This is a genomic window from Microcoleus sp. MON1_C1, from assembly GCF_036701945.1.
In the GTDB taxonomy this organism is placed as follows: Bacteria; Cyanobacteriota; Cyanobacteriia; order Cyanobacteriales; family Microcoleaceae; genus Microcoleus.
The window spans coordinates 17,545-39,282 of record NZ_JAUBRO010000058.1; the positions used below are offsets into that span (position 1 = coordinate 17,545).

At 45.8% G+C, this 21,738-nt stretch carries 16 protein-coding genes; 9 read left to right on the top strand and 7 right to left on the bottom strand.

The features are described 5' to 3' along the window. On the top strand, positions 1–1,341 hold a 1,341-nt coding region (locus QUA62_RS24810; RefSeq protein WP_333407435.1), incomplete at its 5' end, for a DUF6745 domain-containing protein. 459 nt (positions 1,342–1,800) lie between these two features. Here QUA62_RS24810 and QUA62_RS24815 read toward each other — a convergent pair. The 4 genes from QUA62_RS24815 to QUA62_RS24830 form a co-directional block, all read right to left on the bottom strand. Beyond that, positions 1,801–2,646, bottom strand: a complete 846-nt coding sequence (locus tag QUA62_RS24815; RefSeq protein WP_333407437.1) for a nitrate ABC transporter ATP-binding protein — start codon at positions 2,644–2,646, stop codon at positions 1,801–1,803. A gap of 184 nt (positions 2,647–2,830) precedes the next feature. After that, entirely contained in the window at positions 2,831–4,831 is a 2,001-nt protein-coding gene (locus QUA62_RS24820; protein ID WP_333407439.1) for a nitrate ABC transporter ATP-binding protein, read from the bottom strand. A 255-nt stretch (positions 4,832–5,086) separates the two neighbouring features. Further along, entirely contained in the window at positions 5,087–5,929 is an 843-nt protein-coding gene (gene ntrB, locus QUA62_RS24825) for a nitrate ABC transporter permease (protein WP_333407441.1), read from the bottom strand. 79 nt (positions 5,930–6,008) lie between these two features. Beyond that, entirely contained in the window at positions 6,009–7,403 is a 1,395-nt protein-coding gene (locus QUA62_RS24830) for a CmpA/NrtA family ABC transporter substrate-binding protein (RefSeq protein WP_333407444.1), read from the bottom strand. 713 nt (positions 7,404–8,116) lie between these two features. Here QUA62_RS24830 and QUA62_RS24835 point away from each other — a divergent pair. Beyond that, positions 8,117–9,394, top strand: a complete 1,278-nt coding sequence (locus QUA62_RS24835; protein ID WP_333407446.1) for a leucine-rich repeat domain-containing protein — start codon at positions 8,117–8,119, stop codon at positions 9,392–9,394. Between the two features lie 97 nt (positions 9,395–9,491). Here QUA62_RS24835 and QUA62_RS24840 read toward each other — a convergent pair whose 3' ends face one another. After that, complete coding sequence (locus QUA62_RS24840) at positions 9,492–12,260, bottom strand: HAD-IC family P-type ATPase (RefSeq protein WP_333407447.1); 2,769 nt, start codon at positions 12,258–12,260, stop codon at positions 9,492–9,494. On the opposite strand from QUA62_RS24840, the gene QUA62_RS24845 reads away from it, so the two are divergent. Together QUA62_RS24845 and QUA62_RS24850 are read left to right on the top strand one after the other, a co-directional pair. Further along, on the top strand, positions 12,259–12,492 hold the full coding sequence (locus QUA62_RS24845) for a hypothetical protein (RefSeq protein ID WP_333407448.1): 234 nt from the start codon (positions 12,259–12,261) through the stop codon (positions 12,490–12,492). The genes QUA62_RS24840 and QUA62_RS24845 overlap by 2 nt on opposite strands. A 159-nt stretch (positions 12,493–12,651) precedes the next feature. Next, positions 12,652–12,858 (top strand): hypothetical protein, encoded by a 207-nt coding sequence (locus tag QUA62_RS24850; RefSeq protein ID WP_333407449.1) that lies wholly within the window; start codon positions 12,652–12,654, stop codon positions 12,856–12,858. A gap of 81 nt (positions 12,859–12,939) precedes the next feature. Here QUA62_RS24850 and QUA62_RS24855 read toward each other — a convergent pair whose 3' ends face one another. Then, a complete protein-coding gene (locus QUA62_RS24855) occupies positions 12,940–14,394 on the bottom strand; it encodes a methyl-accepting chemotaxis protein (protein WP_333407450.1) in 1,455 nt (484 codons plus the stop codon). Between the two features lie 418 nt (positions 14,395–14,812). Between QUA62_RS24855 and QUA62_RS24860 the strand changes: the two genes are divergently transcribed. Further along, positions 14,813–15,835: a cysteine peptidase family C39 domain-containing protein gene (locus QUA62_RS24860; RefSeq protein ID WP_333407451.1), complete on the top strand. Its 1,023-nt coding sequence runs from the start codon at positions 14,813–14,815 to the stop codon at positions 15,833–15,835. A gap of 382 nt (positions 15,836–16,217) precedes the next feature. On the opposite strand, the gene QUA62_RS24865 is transcribed toward QUA62_RS24860, so the two are convergent. Further along, a complete protein-coding gene (locus QUA62_RS24865; protein WP_333407452.1) occupies positions 16,218–16,658 on the bottom strand; it encodes a hypothetical protein in 441 nt (146 codons plus the stop codon). A gap of 247 nt (positions 16,659–16,905) precedes the next feature. Here QUA62_RS24865 and QUA62_RS24870 point away from each other — a divergent pair, with 247 nt between their 5' ends. The 4 genes from QUA62_RS24870 to QUA62_RS24885 form a co-directional block, all read left to right on the top strand. Next, the gene (locus tag QUA62_RS24870; RefSeq protein WP_333407453.1) at positions 16,906–17,601 is read left to right on the top strand and encodes a cysteine peptidase family C39 domain-containing protein; all 696 of its coding nucleotides are present in this window, start codon (positions 16,906–16,908) and stop codon (positions 17,599–17,601) included. A 309-nt stretch (positions 17,602–17,910) separates the two neighbouring features. Beyond that, positions 17,911–18,960: a caspase family protein gene (locus QUA62_RS24875; protein WP_333407454.1), complete on the top strand. Its 1,050-nt coding sequence runs from the start codon at positions 17,911–17,913 to the stop codon at positions 18,958–18,960. A gap of 126 nt (positions 18,961–19,086) precedes the next feature. After that, positions 19,087–19,617 carry a hypothetical protein gene (locus QUA62_RS24880; RefSeq protein WP_333407455.1) on the top strand — a complete coding sequence of 177 codons (531 nt, stop codon included), beginning with the start codon at positions 19,087–19,089 and terminating at the stop codon, positions 19,615–19,617. Positions 19,618–19,622: 5 nt separating this feature from the next. Continuing rightward, positions 19,623–21,738: DEAD/DEAH box helicase (locus tag QUA62_RS24885; protein ID WP_333407456.1), on the top strand; the 2,116-nt coding region annotated here is incomplete at its 3' end.

Sequence of the window (21,738 nt, forward strand, 5' to 3'; positions counted from 1 at the left end):
ACCGACATCACCCCACTGTCGGCACTCACCAACCTGACATCCCTGTATCTCAACAACAATCAAATTACCGACATCACTGGGCTGTCGGCACTCACCAACCTGACAGACCTGAATCTCTACTGCAATCAAATTACCGACATCACCTCATTGTCGGCACTCATCAGCCTGACCAGTCTGCGTCTCTTCAGCAATGAAATTACTGACATCGCCCCGCTGTCGGCACTCATCAACCTGAAAAGCTTGTCTCTCCACTGCAATCCCATTATCGGCTTAAATTTGTCGATCGAATTTACACAAAAGTACCTGACGCTCTTCACGGCACCAATTGATTATGAAAAAGCTACAGAAACAGTGAAAAAAATATATGCAGCTATCGATAGAGAAGCACCTAAAGTTCTTGTTTCCAGCAGTCTGCCAGCTACTCTAACACTACTAAAACAACTACACAATGACTGTATAGCACAACATCAAATATTGCCAATAGCGACTGGCAATTCAGGATGGGGCAAGTCGTTGTTAAATGAGTTATATCAATCGGTAGATGTAGGAACTTTGAGTCCGGTGTTGTGGGAGGCTCTATTCGATCAAATAATACTAGATCCGGATGCCGAGGGCATACTCCGGACAGAATTTAATGAATTAGTAGAAAATTACCGACAATCGCAGGCAGTTGATTTCCTCTCAGATTCTAACTATCTACAGCCACTAACCTCTCAGGATCTGCTGAAGCAAATCCATTTGACTGAATTTTTTATCTCGAAATGTGGTTTTACTCTCGAGTTGAAAGCCCAAGAACTATTTCACTGCAAGCAACAGTTGTTCGAGGAATGCGGGTGGATCTTGCCGTTTGAGAAAATTTGCATAATTTGCGATCGCCCCCTGCACCTTCGCTTTGACGCTGAAAATCGACTACACGCTGAAGGAGAACCGGCGATCGCATTTGCCGACGGCTACAGTTTATACTTTCACCACGGCGTTAAATTACCCGAAAAATACGGAAGAGTACACCCCGATCGGTGGCAACCAGAATGGCTTTTATCTGAAGAAAATGCCGAACTTCGTCGATTGTTAATTCAGAGAATTGGTTACGATCGCATTTGTCAAGAATTAGCGGTGACAGAATTAGATAGTTGGCAGGAATACACTTTATTAAGCATCGAGTTTGAGGATGATTTTGATAACGAGGGCAATGCAAAGCCAGTTTATTTGTTAAAAATGACTTGTCCGAGCACGGGATTTATTCACGCTTTGCGAGTGCCGCCTGATGTGCGATCGGCTAAAGAAGCAATTCGTTGGGTAAATTGGGATATCGATCCAGAGGAATTTAGCGTGCAAACTTAAAGATTTTCGATCGCCTAATCCATCCAACACAAATCAATGCCCCGCAGTGTGCCAGTTCACAGGGTGGAATGCACAAACCAGCGATCGCCCAAAAACAGTTAATAACATGAAGAAGAAGCCCACCCTCAATCGAAGGTGGGCTTTGTTCATGCCAGCTTACCGACAGCTAGGCAATCGGGTCTCTTGGCTGGTAGACGTAAAATATCGGAAAAAGATCCGAACGTCCGAAAAAACTTATCGCCCACCATTAAGCTTCAGTTTACCCAACCGGATCGGGAAAATTGCGCCCGTAGCGATGTTCCCCTGAAACCGGGGAACACTGGGGCTTCAACTTTTCAATAGACTTCTACAAAAAAGCTCGTCTTGGCCGGCAGGATGCCCAACCCCTACTCCGCACAAGAATTAAAGTTTTTCCAGAAGTCTTATAATTCTCCTCTTTAACTTTGATTTCTCAACCGATTAGGCATCGTGATCGTGTGCAAAACGACGGAACAGGAAATCTAAAGCGTAGTTCCGCAAATTGTAGTATTCCGGATCTTCCATCATTTGAACCCGATCGCGCGGACGCGGAAAAGGAATCTCCAAAACTTCGCCAATTGTCGCCGATGGGCCATTAGTCATCATCACCAGTCGATCGGCTAAAAACAGCGCTTCATCAATGTCGTGAGTAATCATCAACACCGTACAGCGGTGATCGTTCCAGATTTTCAGCAACTCTTCTTGCAATTCCTCCTTAGTAATTGCGTCCAGAGCACCAAACGGTTCGTCTAAAATCAGCACTTCCGGGCGAATTGCCAAGGCGCGGGCGATCGAAACCCGCTGCTTCATCCCACCAGAAATTTGTGGCGGTCTTTTCTCAGCAGCTTCTGTCAATCCCACCATCGCCAAATGCTCTTTGACGATCGCATTTTTTTCGACCTTCGACTTATTCGGAAATACAGCATTAACCGCCAGATAAACATTTTCAAACACCGTTCGCCAAGGCAGCAAAGCATAACCCTGAAACACCACCATGCGATCGGGGCCCGGCTTCGTAATCCGCTGCCCGTTAATCGACACGGTGCCGTGGCTCGGATGGCTAAAACCCGACACCATATTTAACAGTGTTGATTTGCCGCAGCCCGAGTGTCCGATCAGAGCAATAAACTCTCCCTTCGCTACATTCAGATTGACGTTTTCTAAAGCCCTGTAACCGTTTGGATATACTTTATAAACATTGTCCATCACCAAAAAAGGTTGGCGGCGGTCTTTTCCCGGCTGGGTTTGAGTTTTGGTGTTCGTCTGGTTTTTAGTGGTGTTGAGCATGGGTTTAGGAAATTGTGAGTGGGTGATTCGCAAAGAAAGAAGGAAGTTTGGCAACGAGCAATGTACGGGATTTAACGGATGTAACGGAGGTCATGAAGAGGGAATTGCTCACTAGCAATTAACAGCTAAAAACAAACAACTAACTATTAGCAATTACCCTGTTTTTATCGAACAAAAAACCGCTCTAAGCAGCTCGGCGACCGGAATCGAGTACAACTTCCGCCATCGTGAAATCGCGTTTAATCGCCAGATTGTTGAGATAGCCGATCGGATCGTCAGCATTAAACACCGAGCCGTCAAACAAGCTGAGAGAACCGCGAGTGTAAGTAATATCAGCCATCCCCAGCTCTCGCGCCGCCGTGCTGAACGCACCGACTCGCACCACCCGCTCCAGAATTTCCACCCAGTTGCGCGGGAACACAGTATCGCCCCAGCGCGCCATCTGCACCATGTGCCAGAGTTGTTCGGTGCGGCTTGGGCGATTCACCCCCTCTCCAGAAAACAAGTGGTGGGCGTATTCCCGCATCGGAGTATCGAGGTTGCAAGCAACAGATTTCGGGTCGCCTAGTTGGATGTAACTCTTATCAGTAGCGACGTATTCCCTTCCCGCGACAATTTCCGAAACCTCGGCGGCGTGATTTGGATCGGCGCAATAGTGGCAAGCTTCCAGCAAAGCTTTGACTAGAGCAATGTGAGTGTTGGGATAAGCATTTGCCCAGTCTTCCCGAACTCCGAGAATTTTCCCGGGGTGTCCGGGCCACAGTTCCAAATCTGTCGCCACCGTAAAGCCGACTCCTTCCATCGATGCCCGCAAGTTCCAAGGTTCGCCGACGCAGAAACCGTCAATAGTGCCGCCCTGCAAGTCAACGATCATCTGAGCCGGTGGGATATTTTTCAGCAACACATCCCGATCCGGGTCGATGCCACCGGAAGCCAGCCAGTAACGCAGCAACAGGTTGTGCATCGAAGAAGGGTGAACGATGCCCATACGGTGCGTTTGCGCGGGCGTTCTCTGGAGCATTTTTTTAAAGTCTGCCAGAGTGTAGATCCCTTGGTCGTAAAAGCGCCTGGCGAGGGTAATTCCGTTGCCATTGCGGCTCATGGTGAGGGCTGTAACCGTCGGAATCGGCTTCTCTTGGTGGCCCCCCAAGCTCAACCACACCGCCATCCCAGAGGGCATTTGAGCTGCGTCTAAGTAACCTGCGGCGATGCCGTCTACGATGCCGCGCCAGCTTGTTTCCCGCACGAGGTGGACTTCATCGAGACCGTGCTTGGCAAAAAAGCCTTTTTCTTTGGCGACAGCGAGGGGAGCACAGGCTGCCAGCGGAATAAAGCCGAGTTCGAGGTTGACTTTTTCTAGACCGTGGCGGGCGATCGCGGGTACTTTCCGCGCCCGCAGTTTTTTCACCCGCTTCTGCTGGTTGAGGAAGTAAATCATTTCGCTGCGTAGAGCGTAGTAGCTGGGGTGTGAGACTACTTCCATCCGTTTGCGGGGGCGGGGGATGTCTACTTCGAGAATGCCGCCAATCTTCGATTCTGGGCCGTTGGTGAGCATGACAATGCGATCGCTCAGCAACACGGCCTCATCCACATCGTGCGTTACCATCAGGGCGCTGATTTCGTACTCTTGGCAAATTTCCATCAACTTTTCTTGCAAGTTGCCGCGAGTCAAAGCATCCAAAGCGCCGAAGGGCTCGTCTAAGAGTAACAGTTTGGGGCGCAGGGCCAGAGCACGGGCGATCGCCACGCGCTGTTTTTGTCCGCCTGATAGCAGTGCGGGTTGCTTCTCGGCGTGGGGCGCCAAGCCCACCATATCGATGTGTTTTTGAATGATGTCGAGGCGTTCCGCCTTGGGTAAGCCACTCATCACCGAATCTACAGCTAGAGTAATATTTTCTCTGACCGTCCGCCACGGTAGCAGCGAATAGTTTTGGAATACTACCATGCGATCGGGGCCTGGCTGGGTGATTCTTTGCCCTTCAATTGTCACCAATCCGGATGTCGGCAAATCCAAACCTGCCACCATATTGAGCAGCGTAGATTTGCCACAGCCGGAGTGTCCAATTAATGAGATAAATTCGCCTTTTTTTATTTCCAGATCGATGCCTTTGAGGGCTATGTATGTGCCACCGTCGGATAAATTAAAAACTTTTTCGACTTGTTCTACTGCAATCAAAACAGACATGATTTTCTTGCCTTTTTTGTAGGTTTGTTATTTCGATAGCTGCTAATTAACTTCCCAGGCAGAGCCTAGAAGTAGAGTGGAGGGAGAGACGGGAAGCATAAATACTGTGACTCCGTTACCCGTAGAAGATTATCTACTGCTTCGCTCTTCTTCCCTCTTCTTCCTTCGTGTCCTAGCGCTTACGCGCCGCTTCGCTAACGCGTCTTCGCGGTTAAATAATCCTAATTCTTCCGGCATCAAAGAAGTAACTCAAAACTACTTTCCTTGACTAGGAGCAATCTTTTGCTGCAACCAAGCCATCATGCGATCGAGCAACAAACCAACAGCCCCAATGTAGAACACCGCTAACAGAATTTCGCTGATGTAGTTTTGCTGGTAAGCATTCCAAATAAAGAAGCCGATACCCGTAATCCCAGACATCACGATTTCCGCAGCAATAATCGCCAGCCAAGCCAAACCGATCGCAATTCTCAATCCTGTGAAGATATAAGGAAGCGCCGACGGAAACAAGATGTTGATGTAATATTCCTTTCGAGTAAGTTGCAGCACTTTCGCCACGTTGTTGTAATCGTCGGGAATTTGGCGAACACCTTCAGCCGTGTTGATTAAAATCGGCCAAACTGAAGTGATAAAAATCACGAACAAAGCAGCAGGTTCGTTTTGTTGCAGTGCAGCCAGGGCGATCGGCACCCAAGCCAAAGGCGCTACCATCCGCAAAAACTGGAAAATCGGATCTAAAGCCTTGTTCAAAAAGGGATTCGTACCTACCACAACTCCCATGCTAATTCCCACAGCGGCCGCGAGAGTGTAGCCTTTTGCCACCCGTTCCAAACTAGCCAAAGTCTGCCAAAATAAGCCGACTCCGTAGGTTTTGGAGTTCATGAAAGGATACATCAACAAGATCCGCGTCCGTTCGTCAGTCCAAACGCTGATCGGCCCTGGCAATTTAATAATTCCCAAACTCGACAGGAACTGCCAAACTAACAGAAATCCAATTACTCCCAAAAGTGGTGGCAAGATATTCGGGGAATTATTCTTCCAAAACTCTCCAAAAGCTCCTTGTGCATTGCCGCCTCTCCGACTTGTACTTACAGCCATGCTGGTAATCTCCTATGTCTGGTGGTGTATATTTTCGAGACTAAATTTCGAGACTAAATTATGGGAAACTAAGACCCCATCACACTTTTTTAATTGCCAAACTCTTGAGATAAGCTTCTGGCTTGTCCGGGTTAAATTCTGTGCCGTCAAAGAACTTCTCAACGCCGCGAGAGGTACTTTTCGGAATGTCAGCATCAGCAACTCCGGCTAATTTAGCTGCGGCTTTCCACAAATCTTCTCGGTTGACTTTATCGATGATTGTCTTAGAATCTGCCAAGGTTTTTGTTGGCAAGAAACCCCAGCGAACGCTTTCGGTTAAGAACCACAAATCGTGACTCTTGTAGGGATAGGAAACGTTGCCGATGTCGTCTTTCCAGTACAGCGGACTGCTCATTCTGTCGTTGATGTCTGGTTTGCCGTCGCCCATGACATACTTGCCTTCATAAGGAGGCGTCAAAACCGTCGGAGATACGTCAAAGAAGTTTCTTCCAGAAACAATGGCGACTAATTCGGCTCGATGTTCGGGCTTGTCGCACCACTGCTGTGCCTCAATTAGTCCTGCGAGTAGGGCTTCGGTGGCTTTGGGGTGTTTGTCTACCCAGTCGCCGCGAATTGCTAGATATTCCTCTGGATGTGCTTTCCAGATTTCGGACGTGAGGGCGGACATGAAGCCGATGTTTTCTTTAACAATCCGCAGCGGCCAGGGGTCGCCGGTGCTGAAACCGTCCATGCTTCCGGTTTTCATGTTGGCCACGGTTTGGGCGGCCGGTACCGTTAGCAGTTCGACATCTGTATCGGGATTGATGCCGTTAGCTGCCAGCCAGTAGCGAATCCACAAGTCTTGGTTAACTTTGGGGAAGGTGTAAGCTGCTTTGAAGGGCGTGCCTGCTTGTTTCAGGCCTTTGATGTAGTCTTGGGCAGCTTGATCTAGTTTAAGTCCCAGGCCTTTGCCTTGGTGTTTCGCCGCGATCGCAATTCCATTTCCCTGAGTGTTCAACTGGGCCAGAACATACATCGGGATTTGGACGCCGTTTTTGGTAATCAGACCTTTACTAATTTGATAAGGCATGGGCATTTGCCACTGGCCGCCGTCAATGCCGCCCCCTGCCGATCCGATTTCTACGTTATCTCTTGCCGAACCCCAGTTTGCTTGCTTAGCAATCGTGACTTCGGTCATGCCGTATTTGGCAAAAAAGCCTTTTTCTTGGGCAATGATTAAAGGTGCTGCTTCGACGATCGGGATATATCCCAATGTGATTTTAGTGCTTTCAATTCCTTCGACTCTTTTCTCATTTGCAACAGCCACTACTGAGGTAGCCGCGGGTATTGCACCGTCAGCACCGGCAGTTGCACCGGGTTCTGGGGGATTTCCCAAACAACCTTTGAGCAGTATTGAACCCAGGGCAGATGCACCTGCTTTGAGGATAAATTTACGCCGAGAAAGCGCAGAAAATTCATCTGAAAATCTTGTCATAGCCTAGCCTCGCTGCAATTCATAATCTTCTGTAACAACATTCACTGAAGCTTATCAACGCGCTTTTTTGCTGTTCGCTAATTGGGTTTAGCTAACTGTTTTGAGCGCTGGTTGGCAGGAGGGAGCAAAAGATTTATCGCTAGTATAAGTCTTTAAACTATCCCTGCTGATTTGACTTGTTTGATTAATATCGATATTTCGATCGGCCGAGTTATGTGAACTCACTTTTTGCAAGCCGCACGTTTCCTTGACTTGATAATTAACTCTACCGTACTATTGCCGAAATTATAAAACAATTATTAAATTCGATTGATAAGTAAATCTTTTGGGACTGCGCTCTCGATAAGGAGCCGTTGGGAAGAGCGATCGGGTTTGCTTATCAAAACTGGTTCAAACATCAAAACTGCTTCAAACTTAGACTTGCGGGCTAAAGGTTGTAGCGAATGGCGATCGGGGGTCATTCAAATCTCTTGTCAATAAGCTACAAATATCGCTACCAGCGCACATTTACTTTGTTAATATCTCTCTACTTTTTTCAGAGTTAATTGTAGTGTATTATACAGAAATAATTAACATTATAAGATTTTGCTGTTTTAAAAGGGTTAACTGGTTTTCATTGGTGGACGAAATTTGGCGCTTAATCGTAAGTAATTTACCAAACTAAATATTAAATCCTAAAACTTTAAAGTTCAGAAAATTAGAGGTACAAGATTATGACACTTATACTTGCAGACAAACACATTAATTTACAAAAGTCGATCGCAGTTACTTGTAGCGCGATCGTCCTAGCATTATGTGGAAGTGGACTATCTGCTGATGCCGCCGAAACGCGATCGTCCAACAGTAGACGAACATTTGCTGATTGGTGTCGCCAAAAAGCTGATTTGAGTCCTGAAGCTAAACATACTGTTGAGGTGCTGTTGAAAAAAGCTGAGACTACAAACTGTGATGAGGCCGATCGGAAACTTTCGAGTCTCATTGAACTCGACCTCATCAACAATTCTATCAGCGACATCAAACCATTGCAATCCTTGACCAACCTGACTGATTTAGACCTCACATTCAATCAAATCAGCGACCTCAAACCGCTAGAATCCTTAACTAATCTGAGCGATCTCGACATCAGGAGCAATAAAATCAGCGACCTCAAACCGCTAGAATCCTTAACTAACCTGACTGTACTCTCCCTCGGCGAAAATCAAATCGGTGACATCCAACCGCTAGCATCTTTGACTAACCTAAAGCGTCTAGAGCTCTGGAAAAATCAGATCGGTGACATCAAGCCGCTAGTATCTTTGACTAACCTAACTTTGCTCTGGCTCAGCGAAAATCAGATCGGTGACATCAAACCGCTAGTATCTTTGACTAACCTGACTTCACTCAACCTCAGCTACAATCAGATCGGCGACATCAAACCGCTAGTATCTTTGACTAAACTGACTTCGCTCTGGCTCGACAAAACTCAAATCGGCGACATCAAACCGCTAGCATCCTTGACTAACCTGAAACAGCTCTTCCTCTACAACAATCAGATCGGTGACATCAAGCCGCTAGCATCCTTGACTAGCTTGACTGAACTCTGGATCAACAACAATCAGATCGATGACATCAAACCGCTAGCGTCCTTGACTAACCTGACACAGCTCGACCTCAGCCACAATCAGATCGATGACCTCAAACCGCTAGCATCTTTGACTAACCTGACCGATCTCTTGCTCGACAGCAATGAAATCAACGACATCAAACCGCTAGCATCTTTGACTAACCTGACCGATCTCAGGCTCGACAGCAATGAAATCAACGACATCAAACCGCTAGCATCTTTGACTAACCTGACTTATCTCCGGCTCGTCAACAATCAGATCGGTGACATCAAACCGCTAGCATCTTTGACTAACCTGACTGAACTTTGGCTCAACGGAAATCCGATCGCTCCCAAAACTTGTCCCCTCAAACCAGAGTCTATCTGTCATTGGGAACCCTTAAATTAAATGCTAAAACTTTACAGGCGGTAGGGTGCGTCAGTGGGAAAATCCGAGTTTATCGTGCTCACCACAAGCCTGACGCACCATACAGGTTAATGGTGAATTAGTTGGGCGGATCGAACCGGTTCACCGACAAAGCAACACCGATCATCGGCAGAGCGACGCCGAAGCAAATCAGCCACTGATCCAGATTCATCGGAGCCGTCTCAAATATGCGATTGACAAACGGAGAATTAGCAAAGATGATCTGCAAAATTATCGCCAGGACAATTCCCACACCGAGGGCGGGAGCGCCGCTAACTTCTTCCTTAGAACCGCTAAATTTAGCAATCAAAGAAGGCAACAACTGGCTGAGACTCAACAGGTAAAAAATTCTCCCCATTACCAAAGCTTGAATCGCCATCGTGCGGGCAAGTTCCAAGGTTCCCCAAGGAGCTTGGCGTACCCATTCAAACATTCCGAAAATCAGAGTCCAGTTGTAAAGAGAAATAGCGATGATCCGCTTGATCCGATTTCCGGTGAGGAAAGCTTCGTTTACCGGTCGGGGCTGCTGTTTCATGACTCCCACTGACTTGGGCTCGAAAGCCAGAGGCACAGTCATGGTGATCGAGTTGAGCATATTCAGCCAGAGAATTTGTAGCGACAAAATCGGCAATTCTCGACCTAGGAGCGTGCTGAGCAAAATTGTCATTGACTCCCCGCCGTTGACTGGGAGAATGAAGCTAATTGCTTTGAGCAGATTTTTGTAAACAGATCGCCCTTCTTCAACAGCAGATTCGATCGAAGCAAAGTTATCGTCAGTCAGGATCATGTCCGCGGCTTCCTTAGAAACCTCCGTACCGCTGCCCATCGCAATCCCGATATCCGCTTGTTTGAGAGCGGGCGCGTCGTTAACGCCGTCTCCCGTCATCGCCACGATTTCGCCTTTCTGCTGCAAGGCTTCTACGAGGCGGAGTTTTTGTTCGGGGGCGACGCGGGCAAAAACTGAACCTGCTTCTACAGCTTCGGCGAGTTCGTTCTTGCTCATTTCGGCGAGTTGGGCGCCGGTGTAGGCTACAAGTTCTCTGTGGTGTTTAGTTTTGCGGAATCCCATGCGGCGGGCGATCGCCTTGGCTGTAGCGATGTGGTCGCCGGTAATCATTTTGACTTGGATGCCGGCGGTTTGACAAGCTTGGACGGCTGCGATCGCTTCTGCCCGCGGCGGGTCAATCATGCCTTGGAGTCCCAAGAAAACCAGGCCTGACTCCAAATCCGAGTGATCGACGGAATTTTGGCTTTGGGGTACTGGCTTTTTCGCTAAAGCTAAGACGCGCAAGCCTTGCTTTGCCATTTCATCGACTTGATGGTGAATTTGTTCGCGATCGACTTTTACCGGATTTCCTTGAGTGTCGAGACTGGAACCGCAGCGGCCGAGAATGGATTCTACTGAACCTTTGACGTACAAAATTTTGCCACCAGTGGGAGTTCGGTGCAAAGTTGCCATGTATTGAAACTGAGATTCAAAGGGAATTGAATCCAGTCGCGGCATTGACTTTTCTAAAGTTTGCTGGCTCAATTCTGCTTTTTTACCAACAGCAATTAACGCTCCTTCTGTCGGATCTCCAACGACTATCCAATCATCATCTTTAAATTCCAAGTGAGAGTCATTGCAAATCATTCCGGCTTGCAAACATTCTTGCAAAGTTGGAGCTTGACTGACAGTAATTGGCAGTTGGTTGAGTTGAATTTCACCTTCCGGGCTGTATCCGTTACCCGTAACCGAGTAGGATGCGCCGCCAGAATAGATTTCTTGCACCGTCATTTGGTTTTCCGTCAAAGTTCCGGTTTTGTCGGAACAGATGACTGTAGCGCCGCCGAGGGTTTCGACTGCGGGCAATTTGCGGACGATCGCGTGGCGATTTGCCATCCGGGAAACGCCTACGGCTAGGGTGACGGTAATGACGGCGGGTAAGCCTTCGGGAATTGCGCCGACAATCAGGGCGACTGCGGGTTCGACTGCTTCTTTAAAGGCTGAAACCCCCGCAGGGACTGGCCGCCCCAATCTGACGGCGAAGGTCAAGGTTGCCATTCCCAGCACGAATAACAGCCAGTTTTGACTGAATTGGTTGAATTTGCGGGTTAAGGGGGTGGTGAGGTCGAGGTGCCGATCTAATAGTTGGGAGATTTTGCCGGTTTCGGTTTTATTGGCGATCGCAATTACGATGCCGCTACCTTGGCCAAAAGTGACAAAACTGCCAGCGTAGGCCATGTTATCCCGTTCTGCTAGTGGCGTTTCTTTTGGCAGAACTATGTCTCCAGACTGTCCTAATTCTTTTTCGACAGCAACAGATTCCCCGGTGAGTCCCGATTCGTCGATTTGCAAGTCGCGCACTTTCACTAAGCGCAAGTCTGCCGGTACTTTGTCGCCGGAAGTCAGGATTACTAAGTCGCCGACTACGAGTTCTTTGGAGGGAATCCTTAATTTTTTGCCACCCCGAATTACTGTGGCTTCGGTGGTGACAGCTTGGGCTAGGGCTTCAATTTTTTTCTCGGCTCCAGCTTCTTGGATGAAACTAATAGTAGCGTTGGTGGTTGTTACGCCCCAAATTACGCTAGCGTTTAGCCATTCTCCGATCACTGCTTTGATTAAACCTGCACTCAGCAAGATGATCAGGAGGGGTTGGTTAAATTGCAGGATAAATTTTAACCAGGCTGGTTTCCCTGCTTTAACCGTTAGTTCGTTGGGCCCGAATTTCTGTTGGCGATGGTTGGCTTCTGTCGGTTCTAAACCGCTTTCCAGGTTGGTTTCTAAGATAGTTGCAACCTTGGATATTTCTAGGTAGTGCCAATATTGCTCTGCTACGTCTACATCGTTGGCGGATCTTGATGGCATGATTCTTCCTGGATATTTGGGGTGTCTGACGAACTTCGATCGCTCATTAATAGGCACGCTCAATACAACTCATCGCTCGTTGGAGCGTGAATATATTGAGCGGCCTAATTGTTTGTTGATTGCTTTAACGGGCTGTGACTTACATCTATATTACAACGGATGTGGCCGTTTGTGGCAAGAGATTTGGGGAATTTTTTCCGGCGCTAAATCTTGTTTGGGACTTGGTGGCTAAGGTGGGGAAAAGTCGATCGAGTCGCTTGACATTTGGCAAATTTTAGGTGTGGTTAAAGAAATAGGGAATAACGCAGGAGGCAAAAGAAAAATACTCCCACTCCCCGAGTCTCCTCCTGCCCCGCTCCCCCACGGACGATCGCATAAATGTTAAAACCTAGTGAAGCGACCATATTCTGAACTTATGGAAATACTTGTGACGCTGGTGCTGGGTTCGGTGCTGTTTGTCTGGGCAATGCGGTTCGGGCGGGTGTTAGTTCGATCGTCCGTTACTGCTAAGGATTTGTTTAATGGCAGAAATTCGAGCGCCCTGGCTTTCGCGATGCCATCGCCTGCGATCGTTTTGACTTGGATGTCGGCTGTTTGACAAGCTGGGAGGGCTGCCAGATCAATTCATGACTCAATGCTATCAATTGCTAGTCTGCTCGCCCAAAACACTCAGCGCCCTTTAGACAATTGAATTGAGATTTTGGGCTGCATCGTTCAATTGTTGAGTGCCTAATTTGGTTTGAGTAATACCACTAGCGGTTTCTTTTGCCGATAGGTTGAGGGTGTTCATCGCCTCCACTACTTGTTGAATGGCCACTGCTTGTTGTTGGGCAGTTAGAGAAATTTGTTGATTGTTCAATACCACATTATTAACAGCAGTTGCTACTTGCGAGAAAGCTGCTGCCGTTTCTTGACTGATTTTGGTCCCTTCTTCTACTGTTTTAGTACCTTCCTGTGTCACCGTTACAGTGGAATTGATCGCATTCTTGATATCATCGACAAGGCGGTTAATTTTCTCGGCAGATTTCTTACTCTTATCTGCTAGTTTGCGGATTTCTGTGGCTATGACAGTAAAACCTTTGGCGTTTTCGCCCGCCCGGACTGCTTCTACTGAAGCATTCAGTGCCAGCATATTTGTTTGATTGGCTAAATCTGTTACATCAGTAGAGATATTGCCAATCTGATGGGTTTGTTCGCTCAAGTTCAGAATTTGTGCTGCGATAGCCCCGACATTTTCTTTCAATATTGTCATCGATTCCAGGGTTTGCTCCACTGCTAGGGTTCCCTTTTCAGTGATCTGTAAAGCTTGCCGTGCAGATTCCGCACCTGCTTGGGCTTGCTGGGCTGATTGTTGGGAAGTAGCGCCCAACTCATCCATTGTGATTGTAGTTTGATTTACAGATCTAGATTGCTGTGCGGCTGTGCGTTCCTGTTGTTCAACTGTGGCAGCAATCTCTGTGGAAGAACTAACAATCATATTGACTGACTGATTCATTCTCTTGGCAATGCCTGAAGCAATCCACAGAGCGATCGCAATTGCCGTAAGTGCAGCTAAAGCAGTGCTTAAAATCACGACTGTAGTCAGGAACTGCAAAGCTTGAATTTGCTCTTTTTCTCTGCTAGCTAAAATCTCTGCCTGGGTGCTTTCAAACTCCTTAGCTATAGCATCAACCTGACGAAGCTTTGGTACAATTTGTGTCTTCCACAAGTTAATTCCATCGTCTCGCTTACCTCGATCAACCAAAGAAAAGGCTTGTCTATAGCCTTGGTCTATCTGATCTTGTAATACATTCATTTGATCTAGTCGCTGGAGCTGCTTCGGGTTTTGAACCCGATTAAGTAAATCTTGATAGAAGTAGTCAAAGCTATTTACTCCTTCATTGTATTCAGTTAAGAAAGCACTCTCTTGTCTCAAAAAATAGCCGCGAGCAGCTTTTTGCATACTTGAGAATCCCAGTTCAATATCTTTTATGCCTATAACAATAGCATTAGAATTATTTAGAATTTTTGCTTTATCTTCTACTTTTTTAGCATTAAAGAAAACCAAACTAGCAGCTCCAACTGAAAGCACAATCGGTATGGAATATCCCCACAGGATACGCTCTCTTAATTTGGTGGCTTTGAAGTTAAGCATCTTAACATTTTCCTATAATTACAAAAAATACTCTATCGCCTTCAAATTAATGGGAACTCCCTATCCGAGTAACATCAGTTTTCTCAGATTTAAGTTAGCAAACATAGCAATATCTCCTTTGCGGTTAGGTAGCTGAATTATCTGATTGTCAACCATTGATTCAGACTCATCAAGAAAAATCTGGTAAAACTTAATATCGAGCAAGCTATTAAGGTCAAAGTCTTTACGATTGAGGGTTGTTTTGCCGGCTTCGATTTAGGATACATCCTGTTTATTCGATTGTAGCGGGAAATTGAGGAACGAAACCCAAACATCGCCAAATTCTCTCTCCCACTCTTCTTCTCTCCCACTATTGATTGGGCTCCGCGATCGACTTGGAGCGTGTTACAACGTAGTTAAGCAACAAAATTTTGAGTTCATGGAAATAGTAGTGACGCTGGTGCTGGGTTCGGTGCTGTTTGTCTGGGGAATGCGCTTCGGGCGAGTGTTAGTTCGCTCGGGAGTGACGGCTAACGATTTGTTTAAGGGCAAAAATTCGATCGCCCTGCTGTTTTTGGGTTTTTATATTGCTTTGCTGCTACTGGCTCTAAATATGCCTCAAATGCCAGCTTTGCCGATCGAGTGGCGCTTTCACGGGATGCAAGTTACTTGGACTTTGCTACGAGTGATGTTGATGGGAGTCTGCGGTATTGGCTTTAGTATAAGTTGGTTGACAGCGCGATCGCAAGTAATCGCAGTAATTTTAATTTGCTTGTTGGGATTGGGAGGATTTACAGGCGCTGAAAACTATTTTATGGCGCCAATTTACGCTGATTTAATAAATAATTTGCAGCCAAACGGTGTGTTTCGACAAACATCTAACAGCAGTTGCGCGCCGGCGGCGCTAGCAACAGTGTTAAGGCGTTGGGGAATCGATGCGACGGAATCGAGTGTAGCGCGTTTTGCCGGGACGAGTCGCTTGGGAACTTCCATGCCGCAGTTAATTATAGCAGCAAGAGCTTTGGGCGTAAATGCGATCGAACTAACGCCAACTTGGGAGCAAATTCAGCAAATTAACCGCCCCGGAGTGCTAGCAGTTTGGCTGTTTGACGGCCCTCGGAAGCTACCCCACGCGGTCGCTTTGCTGGGAATGAATGACAGTGTAGCTGCGATTGGAGACCCGGCGCGGGGCAGGATTTTCTATTTAGATAGGGCCACTTTTGCCCAGATTTGGCGAGAGGAATACGTGCCGATTTTCCGGTCTGCCGATATCTTGTTAAGCAATCAGCAAGCTATTGACTATTTGAGTAAATTAGGATATAATTCGGGTAATTTGCAAGCAGATATTGAGCGCTTTCAAAAAGACAAAAAATTAAAAATCAGCGGTCACTTAGACCGGATGACTGAGTTAATGTTGAGCGGCAGTTTTTTGGAAGGAGTCCCCCGATTGGATGGGAAATAGTGCTTACAAATCATCAAGCGCAGAGCACTCTTGACCGACAGAAAATAGGAATCCTGCGGTTTTTTTTCAAACAATCTTTGAGTTATTCGTTCATAGCGATCGCAAATATTAGATCGCCCCAGCAGACGATCAACGATCGCACCTTCGTAGCATGGCTGCATGAAATTACCCATATAACCGTAGGCAGTTGCATCTGATTCCTCCTCTATTTTGAGCGTTGCAGAATTTGAGGAGGATTCTTGTGGGGAGTAGGGTTAGGCGTCCCCCCCGCTGTGAAAATACACGCCTTAGGGGTACGAGAGTCCATGCCACAAAACCCTCAAAATCATCCCGCAATTATGCAACACCCTATTTTTAGGGTCGATCGCACCTTGGCTACCCCTCACCGTTTTTGACAATTGGGAACAGTTGAATCGCTTTTTTTAGGCTCAGACAGCTTGACTTCCCATCCCGGTAAATTCCACCAATTAACTCGCTGATTCGGCTGAATCCAAAAGTTTAGTTGCGTGATCTTGCCATCCTCAAATCTGAGTGTAGGAAAGTTAGGATAACTGGTATCATCGGTTTCGCGATAAGTGCGTCCCAGGTAATTTAGGCAGGCCCTTAATCCATCACTAATTCCCAATTCTTCCACTCCCTTTCCCTTCAATTTGGCATCATCGTAGCTGAAAGAACCGTTGAATGAATTCCCCGCTAACCCGCCTTTGGTAACAGTGATGGTGAAATCGTAGGTTACGGGAACTGCGTAGGCTTCGGTTGCAGTGACAACTGTGCTCATAAGAGTCGTGGCGATCGCCACCGAGAGTTTTGAAATTGCTTGCACACTCGCCTTCCGAAAAAGAACAACACTATAAATTTCGCTTCCAGTCATCGGGAAACTCCTTGATTACACTTCTCTAGTAAGTGATTTTTCGGATATGATATCATACGTAATCCGTTAAATGCGATCGTAGCCGACTTCCCAGCTAACAAAAATTACCGCCTCTGCTTAATCATGTATACTTTTTTTGCACTGAAAACCCCAAGAGTAAACCCTAGTCTTTAGCAGAAATTCGATCGCCCTAGCTTTTTTGGGTTTTTATATTGCTTTGCTGCTACTGGCTCTAAATATGCCTCAAATGCCTGTTTTGCCGATCGAGTGGCGCTTTCACGGGATGCGAGTTACTTGGACTTTGCTACGAGTCATGTTGATGGGAGTCTGCGGTATTGGCTTTACTGTAAGTTGGCAGGCGGCGCGATCGCAAGTAATCGCAGTAATTTTAATTTGCTTGTTGGGATTAGGAGGATTTACAGGCGCTGAAGCCTATTTTCTGGCGCCAATTTACGCTGATTTAATAGATAATTTGCAGCCAAACGGTGTGTTTCGGCAAACATCTAACAGCAGTTGCGCGCCGGCGGCGCTAGCAACAGTGTTGAAGTGTTGGGGAATGGATGCGACGGAATCGAGTGTAGCTAGGGAGGCCGGCACCAGTCGCTTGGGAACTTCCATGCCACAGATAATTGTGGCAGCAAGAGCTTTGGGTGTCAATGCGATCGAACTGGCGCCGACTTGGGAGCAAATTCAGCAAATTAATCGCCCCGGAGTGCTAGCAGTTTGGCTGTTTGGCGGCCCTCTGAAGCTACCCCACGCGGTCGCTTTGCTGGGAATGAATGACAGTGTAGCTGCCATTGGAGACCCGGCACGGCGCAGGGTTTTCTATTTAGATAGGGCCACTTTTGGCGCGAGGAATACGTGCCGATTTTTCGTTCTGCGGATATCTTGTTAAGTGACAAACAAGCTAAGGATTATTTGAGTAAATTAGGATATAATAGCGGCGATTTAAAAGCAGATATCGAGCGCTTTTAAACAGATAAAAAATTGCCAGTCAGTGGCAAACTAGATAGGATGACTGAATTAATGTTGAGCGGAGCTTTTTTGGAGGGAGTGCCGAGATTGGATGGGAAATAATGATTAGTATAAATAATAGTTCGCAGAGGAAATAGTGATTTTGTAGCGGCGAATATCTATGAATGCTAAAATAGCTAAAATTCTGTCAATGGTGCGTAAGTCCTACATAAGTTGACAAAAACAAAGCGTGACTAATAAAACCTTCTCCAACGGCTACGCATTGCTTGTGGGCATCGGTGTCGATCTACCCGTCACTGTCAAAGATGCTACTGCTGTATATAATCTGCTGATTGACCCCAGTCACGCTGCTTACTCAACAGAACAAGTTGCCCTCCTCACCGAAACTTCTGCGACTCGGCAGCAAATTCTTGCTGAATTCGATCGGCTGATTGAACAAGTCAGTCAGAATCCGGAGGCGACTGTAATTGTGTATTACTCCGGTCATGGGGGCTCAATCAAGGGTTCAGATGGATCGTCTGAGTATTTTCTAGTACCCTATGACTTTAACAGGAGCCGAATAGCAGATACAGCTATATCAGGCAGAGAGTTTACTGAGAAGATTGAGGCGATTAAAGCTCGTAAGCTCGTTGTTCTCCTAGATTGCTGTCACGCTGGAGGTGTTCCTGCACTGAAGGAATTTGATAAAAGTTTTACCAAGTCGCCAGTGCCACCTGACCTGTTGAATGTATTGGGATCAGGCAGTGGTAGGGTAGTAGTTGCTTCATCAAGAGAAAACGAGTATTCCTATACAGGTAATCCTTACAGTGCTTTTACTGCTTGTCTACTGGAAGCACTACAAGGCAAGGCAGCCGTCAATAAGGATGGTTATGCTCGCATCCTTGATGTCCTGATTTACCTATTTGACCAAGTACCTAAGCGAGCATCGGGTCCTCAACATCCCTTCGTTAATAAGGTTTTAGGCTTGGGTGATAACTTCCCCCTCTGCTACTATGCAGGCGGCAGTAAGTTTCTACCAGGGGAGTCGCCTTCTCCTGAGTTTACTCCTGCACCAACTAGCCTAAATTCTGGACAACGACGACGAATGGAACAGAAACGAGATGCCCTGCAAGGTGAGTGGAACTTACGGAGTGAGAAGGTAAAACGGATGCGGACGGACTTTGCGATCGAAACTGCGACAGCAATTAAGTTTCAACTGGAACAGCAGCTTTTGGATGAAGAGGCTAGATTAGCCCATTTAGGGGCTGAACTGGATGCTATTGAGCAAGCACTTCCCTAAATCTGATGCTGACGCAGCACCATCTAACTAATGTCTTCTGCCAAAAGCTCTACTCATGTGATTGTTATCACGGCTGTACAGAACAGCCCAAAGCTAGGCTGTCTCTAATTTTTTTTTCAAAAAAATATGAACGATCTCAAAATTGCCTTTATTTCCAGTCATCGCTTTGAAGATGGTGCTGCGATCCGAGGAGCTGTACTTGTAGCTGACTATGAGACGAAGCCATTGGAGTTTCGCGTCACTGCTCCCGTGCGTCCTACCCTCTTCCAGAAAACCTTATACGGTGAATTGCTGGATGAGCATATTCTTGTAGAACTTATAGCAGTTCCATTACTGGCTGAACTCAAAGAAAAGCCTCAGATCATCTTAGTACGTGACCCACTCTTTCTTGGAATTAACGCTAGACAAATGATTCCTACAGTTTTGATTTTGAAAGAAGATGAGCTGAAATTTGGCCAAAATAATCCCACAGCACAATTAGATTCTGCTTTAGGTCATCCTCCTCTTATTCTGAAAACTTCAGATAAGTTTAGCAAAGAACTAAACAGCATACGAGAGCAACTGGAGTCGATATATTCTCGTAGAGATTTACTGGAAGCATTCTCACGTAATAGCCTAGCGTGTCAGGAAGTACATAATCAGAGGCTTGGAGAGTAGTCTATATGGTACTGATACGCACTATTTCAAGACAAATAACCAAGACAACCTCTGGAATTAGAAAACCTGCTTGCTTTCTGAAAAGTTTTCGGATAGTCCTTCCCCAGATTTCAGATAATCTGTGTCTGATTATTTCAAAAGTTAAAGTTTCTGAAAATCTTTTACCTGTTTTTCCTTCAGTCTTTGAAATAAGTGAGCCACTTCAGACTCCTACCAACTTTGAAATTGTAGAAAATTTATTTATTCCTCGTTTAAACATTTTTGATTGCACAGAGCTATTAATCGTTAATAATTGGGTGTCGGAGAACTTAGTAGAGTTAATTTATCAGCCAGACACTTTTGAATATGATTACCCAGTTGAGCAGACATCCATTTCAGAAAACTTATTTGAACCACTGGAAGCGGAAAAGCCAAAAGGAAAAGCCTTTGAAGATGAGACTCAACAGCTTAGAAGAAATCTCCCAAATCTTGGAGACGATGAAAAACTCCGTTTAATTGATCAGGCTCAGAAAGACTATTCTCTAACCAAACAAGTAGATGTTTGGGATTTATTAAAGCCTTTACTACAACCACCTTTATTATTTGATTTTCCTGATGATCTTGATTTTTATCAGCCTTTACGAGGATATCAACAGGAAGGAATTGGCTGGTTAGTGGCTAACTCATCAGCCTTACTTGCGGACGAAATGGGTACTGGTAAAACCGTCCAAACAGTAAATGCAATACGTCTTCTTTTCAGGAAAGGAAAAATTAAATCTGCATTAATTGTTTGTCCTCCTGCTGTAATTGGTAGCGTTGGGATAAGCATTGAAACTGAAAAACCCGAGGGATGGAGCGGACATTTCTACCTTTGGGCACCAGAACTATTGGTAACGGTTATTAGAGGCAGTAGGGAACACCGTAAGTTAGCCTGGGAAACTCCAGTTCATGTGTATATTACAACCTATGATACTATTCGTAATGATTTATCTGAGGGTTTATTAACTGATTTAAATAAGTTTGATTGTGTTGCTTTAGATGAAGCGCAGAACGTAAAAAATAAAAATTCTGGTCGTTCTAAAGCAGTTCGTCAATTACAAGCCCAATATCGATGGGCATTAACTGGTACACCGATTGAAAATAGCATAGAAGATGTTAAATCACTTTTTGAATTTATTGAACCAGGTTTATTTAACTCAGGTATTAATTATTCAAATCAAGGAATCAAAGACACGATAAAGCCTTATATGCGTCGTCGATTAAAGCAGGACGTTTTAAAGGATTTACCTGAGAAAACTTATCAAGAGAATTGGTTGGATTTAGATGACGAACAACGGAAGGCTTACAATAATGCTCTGAATGCAGGTCGTCTAAATATTAAGAACTCTTTGGGTAATGAAAGTCAAGTTCAAACTCACATTTTTGCGCTTATAGGAAAGTTGAAGCAAATTTGTAATTTTGCTGAAGGGAAAGATGAAAGTCCAAAGACGGAACGATTACTTGAATATCTTGAAACAATAGTAGCCAACAATCAGAAAGTACTTATCTTTTCTCAGTATGTTCCAGAAGGAGTGGATAAACTGGCAAAATTATTACACAAGCAAGGGATTCGCTTTGTATTGTATAAGGGTGGAATGTCTGAGCAGGAACGCAATCAGGTAATGAGTGATTTTCGCAGTAAGCCAGATGTCAATGTTTTCCTCGCCACAATTAAGTCGGTTGGTTTTGGTGTGACTTTGACAGAAGCTTCCTATGTAATTCATTTCGATCATCTATGGAATCCTGCACAAATGCAAAATGCTGAAGACAGAGCACACCGAATTGGACAAACAAAGAATCTGACGGTGTACAGTTTTTGGATGAAGGGTACAATTGAGGAACGGATTAAGAAGAAGTTAACCGAGAAGCACCTGCTTGTCGAAAATGTTATCAATCCTCTTGCTGTTGAAGCAGTTGAAAATCCTATAACTACCGAAGAGTGGTTAGACATCTTAGGCATTGAGACTGTGCAGAAGGCTAAGGCTGAACCAGCAAGTAAAGAAACTGTCACGGCACGAAAACATCAGGGAGCGTGTCACTTTTGCAATAAGTATAAATGCTTAAAAAAGCAGAATAGTAGCTTTGAGCTATTGTTGAGCAAAA

Bases quoted from the DNA above. Each gene is read 5' to 3' on its own strand.
- QUA62_RS24815 (WP_333407437.1), bottom strand. From the start codon at position 2,646: ATGCTCAACACCACTAAAAACCAGACGAACACCAAAACTCAAACCCAG.
- QUA62_RS24820 (WP_333407439.1), bottom strand. From the start codon at position 4,831: ATGTCTGTTTTGATTGCAGTAGAACAAGTCGAAAAAGTTTTTAATTTA.
- ntrB (WP_333407441.1), bottom strand. From the start codon at position 5,929: ATGGCTGTAAGTACAAGTCGGAGAGGCGGCAATGCACAAGGAGCTTTT.
- QUA62_RS24830 (WP_333407444.1), bottom strand. From the start codon at position 7,403: ATGACAAGATTTTCAGATGAATTTTCTGCGCTTTCTCGGCGTAAATTT.
- QUA62_RS24835 (WP_333407446.1), top strand. From the start codon at position 8,117: ATGACACTTATACTTGCAGACAAACACATTAATTTACAAAAGTCGATC.
- QUA62_RS24845 (WP_333407448.1), top strand. From the start codon at position 12,259: ATGATTCTTCCTGGATATTTGGGGTGTCTGACGAACTTCGATCGCTCA.
- QUA62_RS24840 (WP_333407447.1), bottom strand. From the start codon at position 12,260: ATGCCATCAAGATCCGCCAACGATGTAGACGTAGCAGAGCAATATTGG.
- QUA62_RS24855 (WP_333407450.1), bottom strand. From the start codon at position 14,394: ATGCTTAACTTCAAAGCCACCAAATTAAGAGAGCGTATCCTGTGGGGA.
- QUA62_RS24860 (WP_333407451.1), top strand. From the start codon at position 14,813: ATGGAAATAGTAGTGACGCTGGTGCTGGGTTCGGTGCTGTTTGTCTGG.
- QUA62_RS24880 (WP_333407455.1), top strand. From the start codon at position 19,087: ATGAACGATCTCAAAATTGCCTTTATTTCCAGTCATCGCTTTGAAGAT.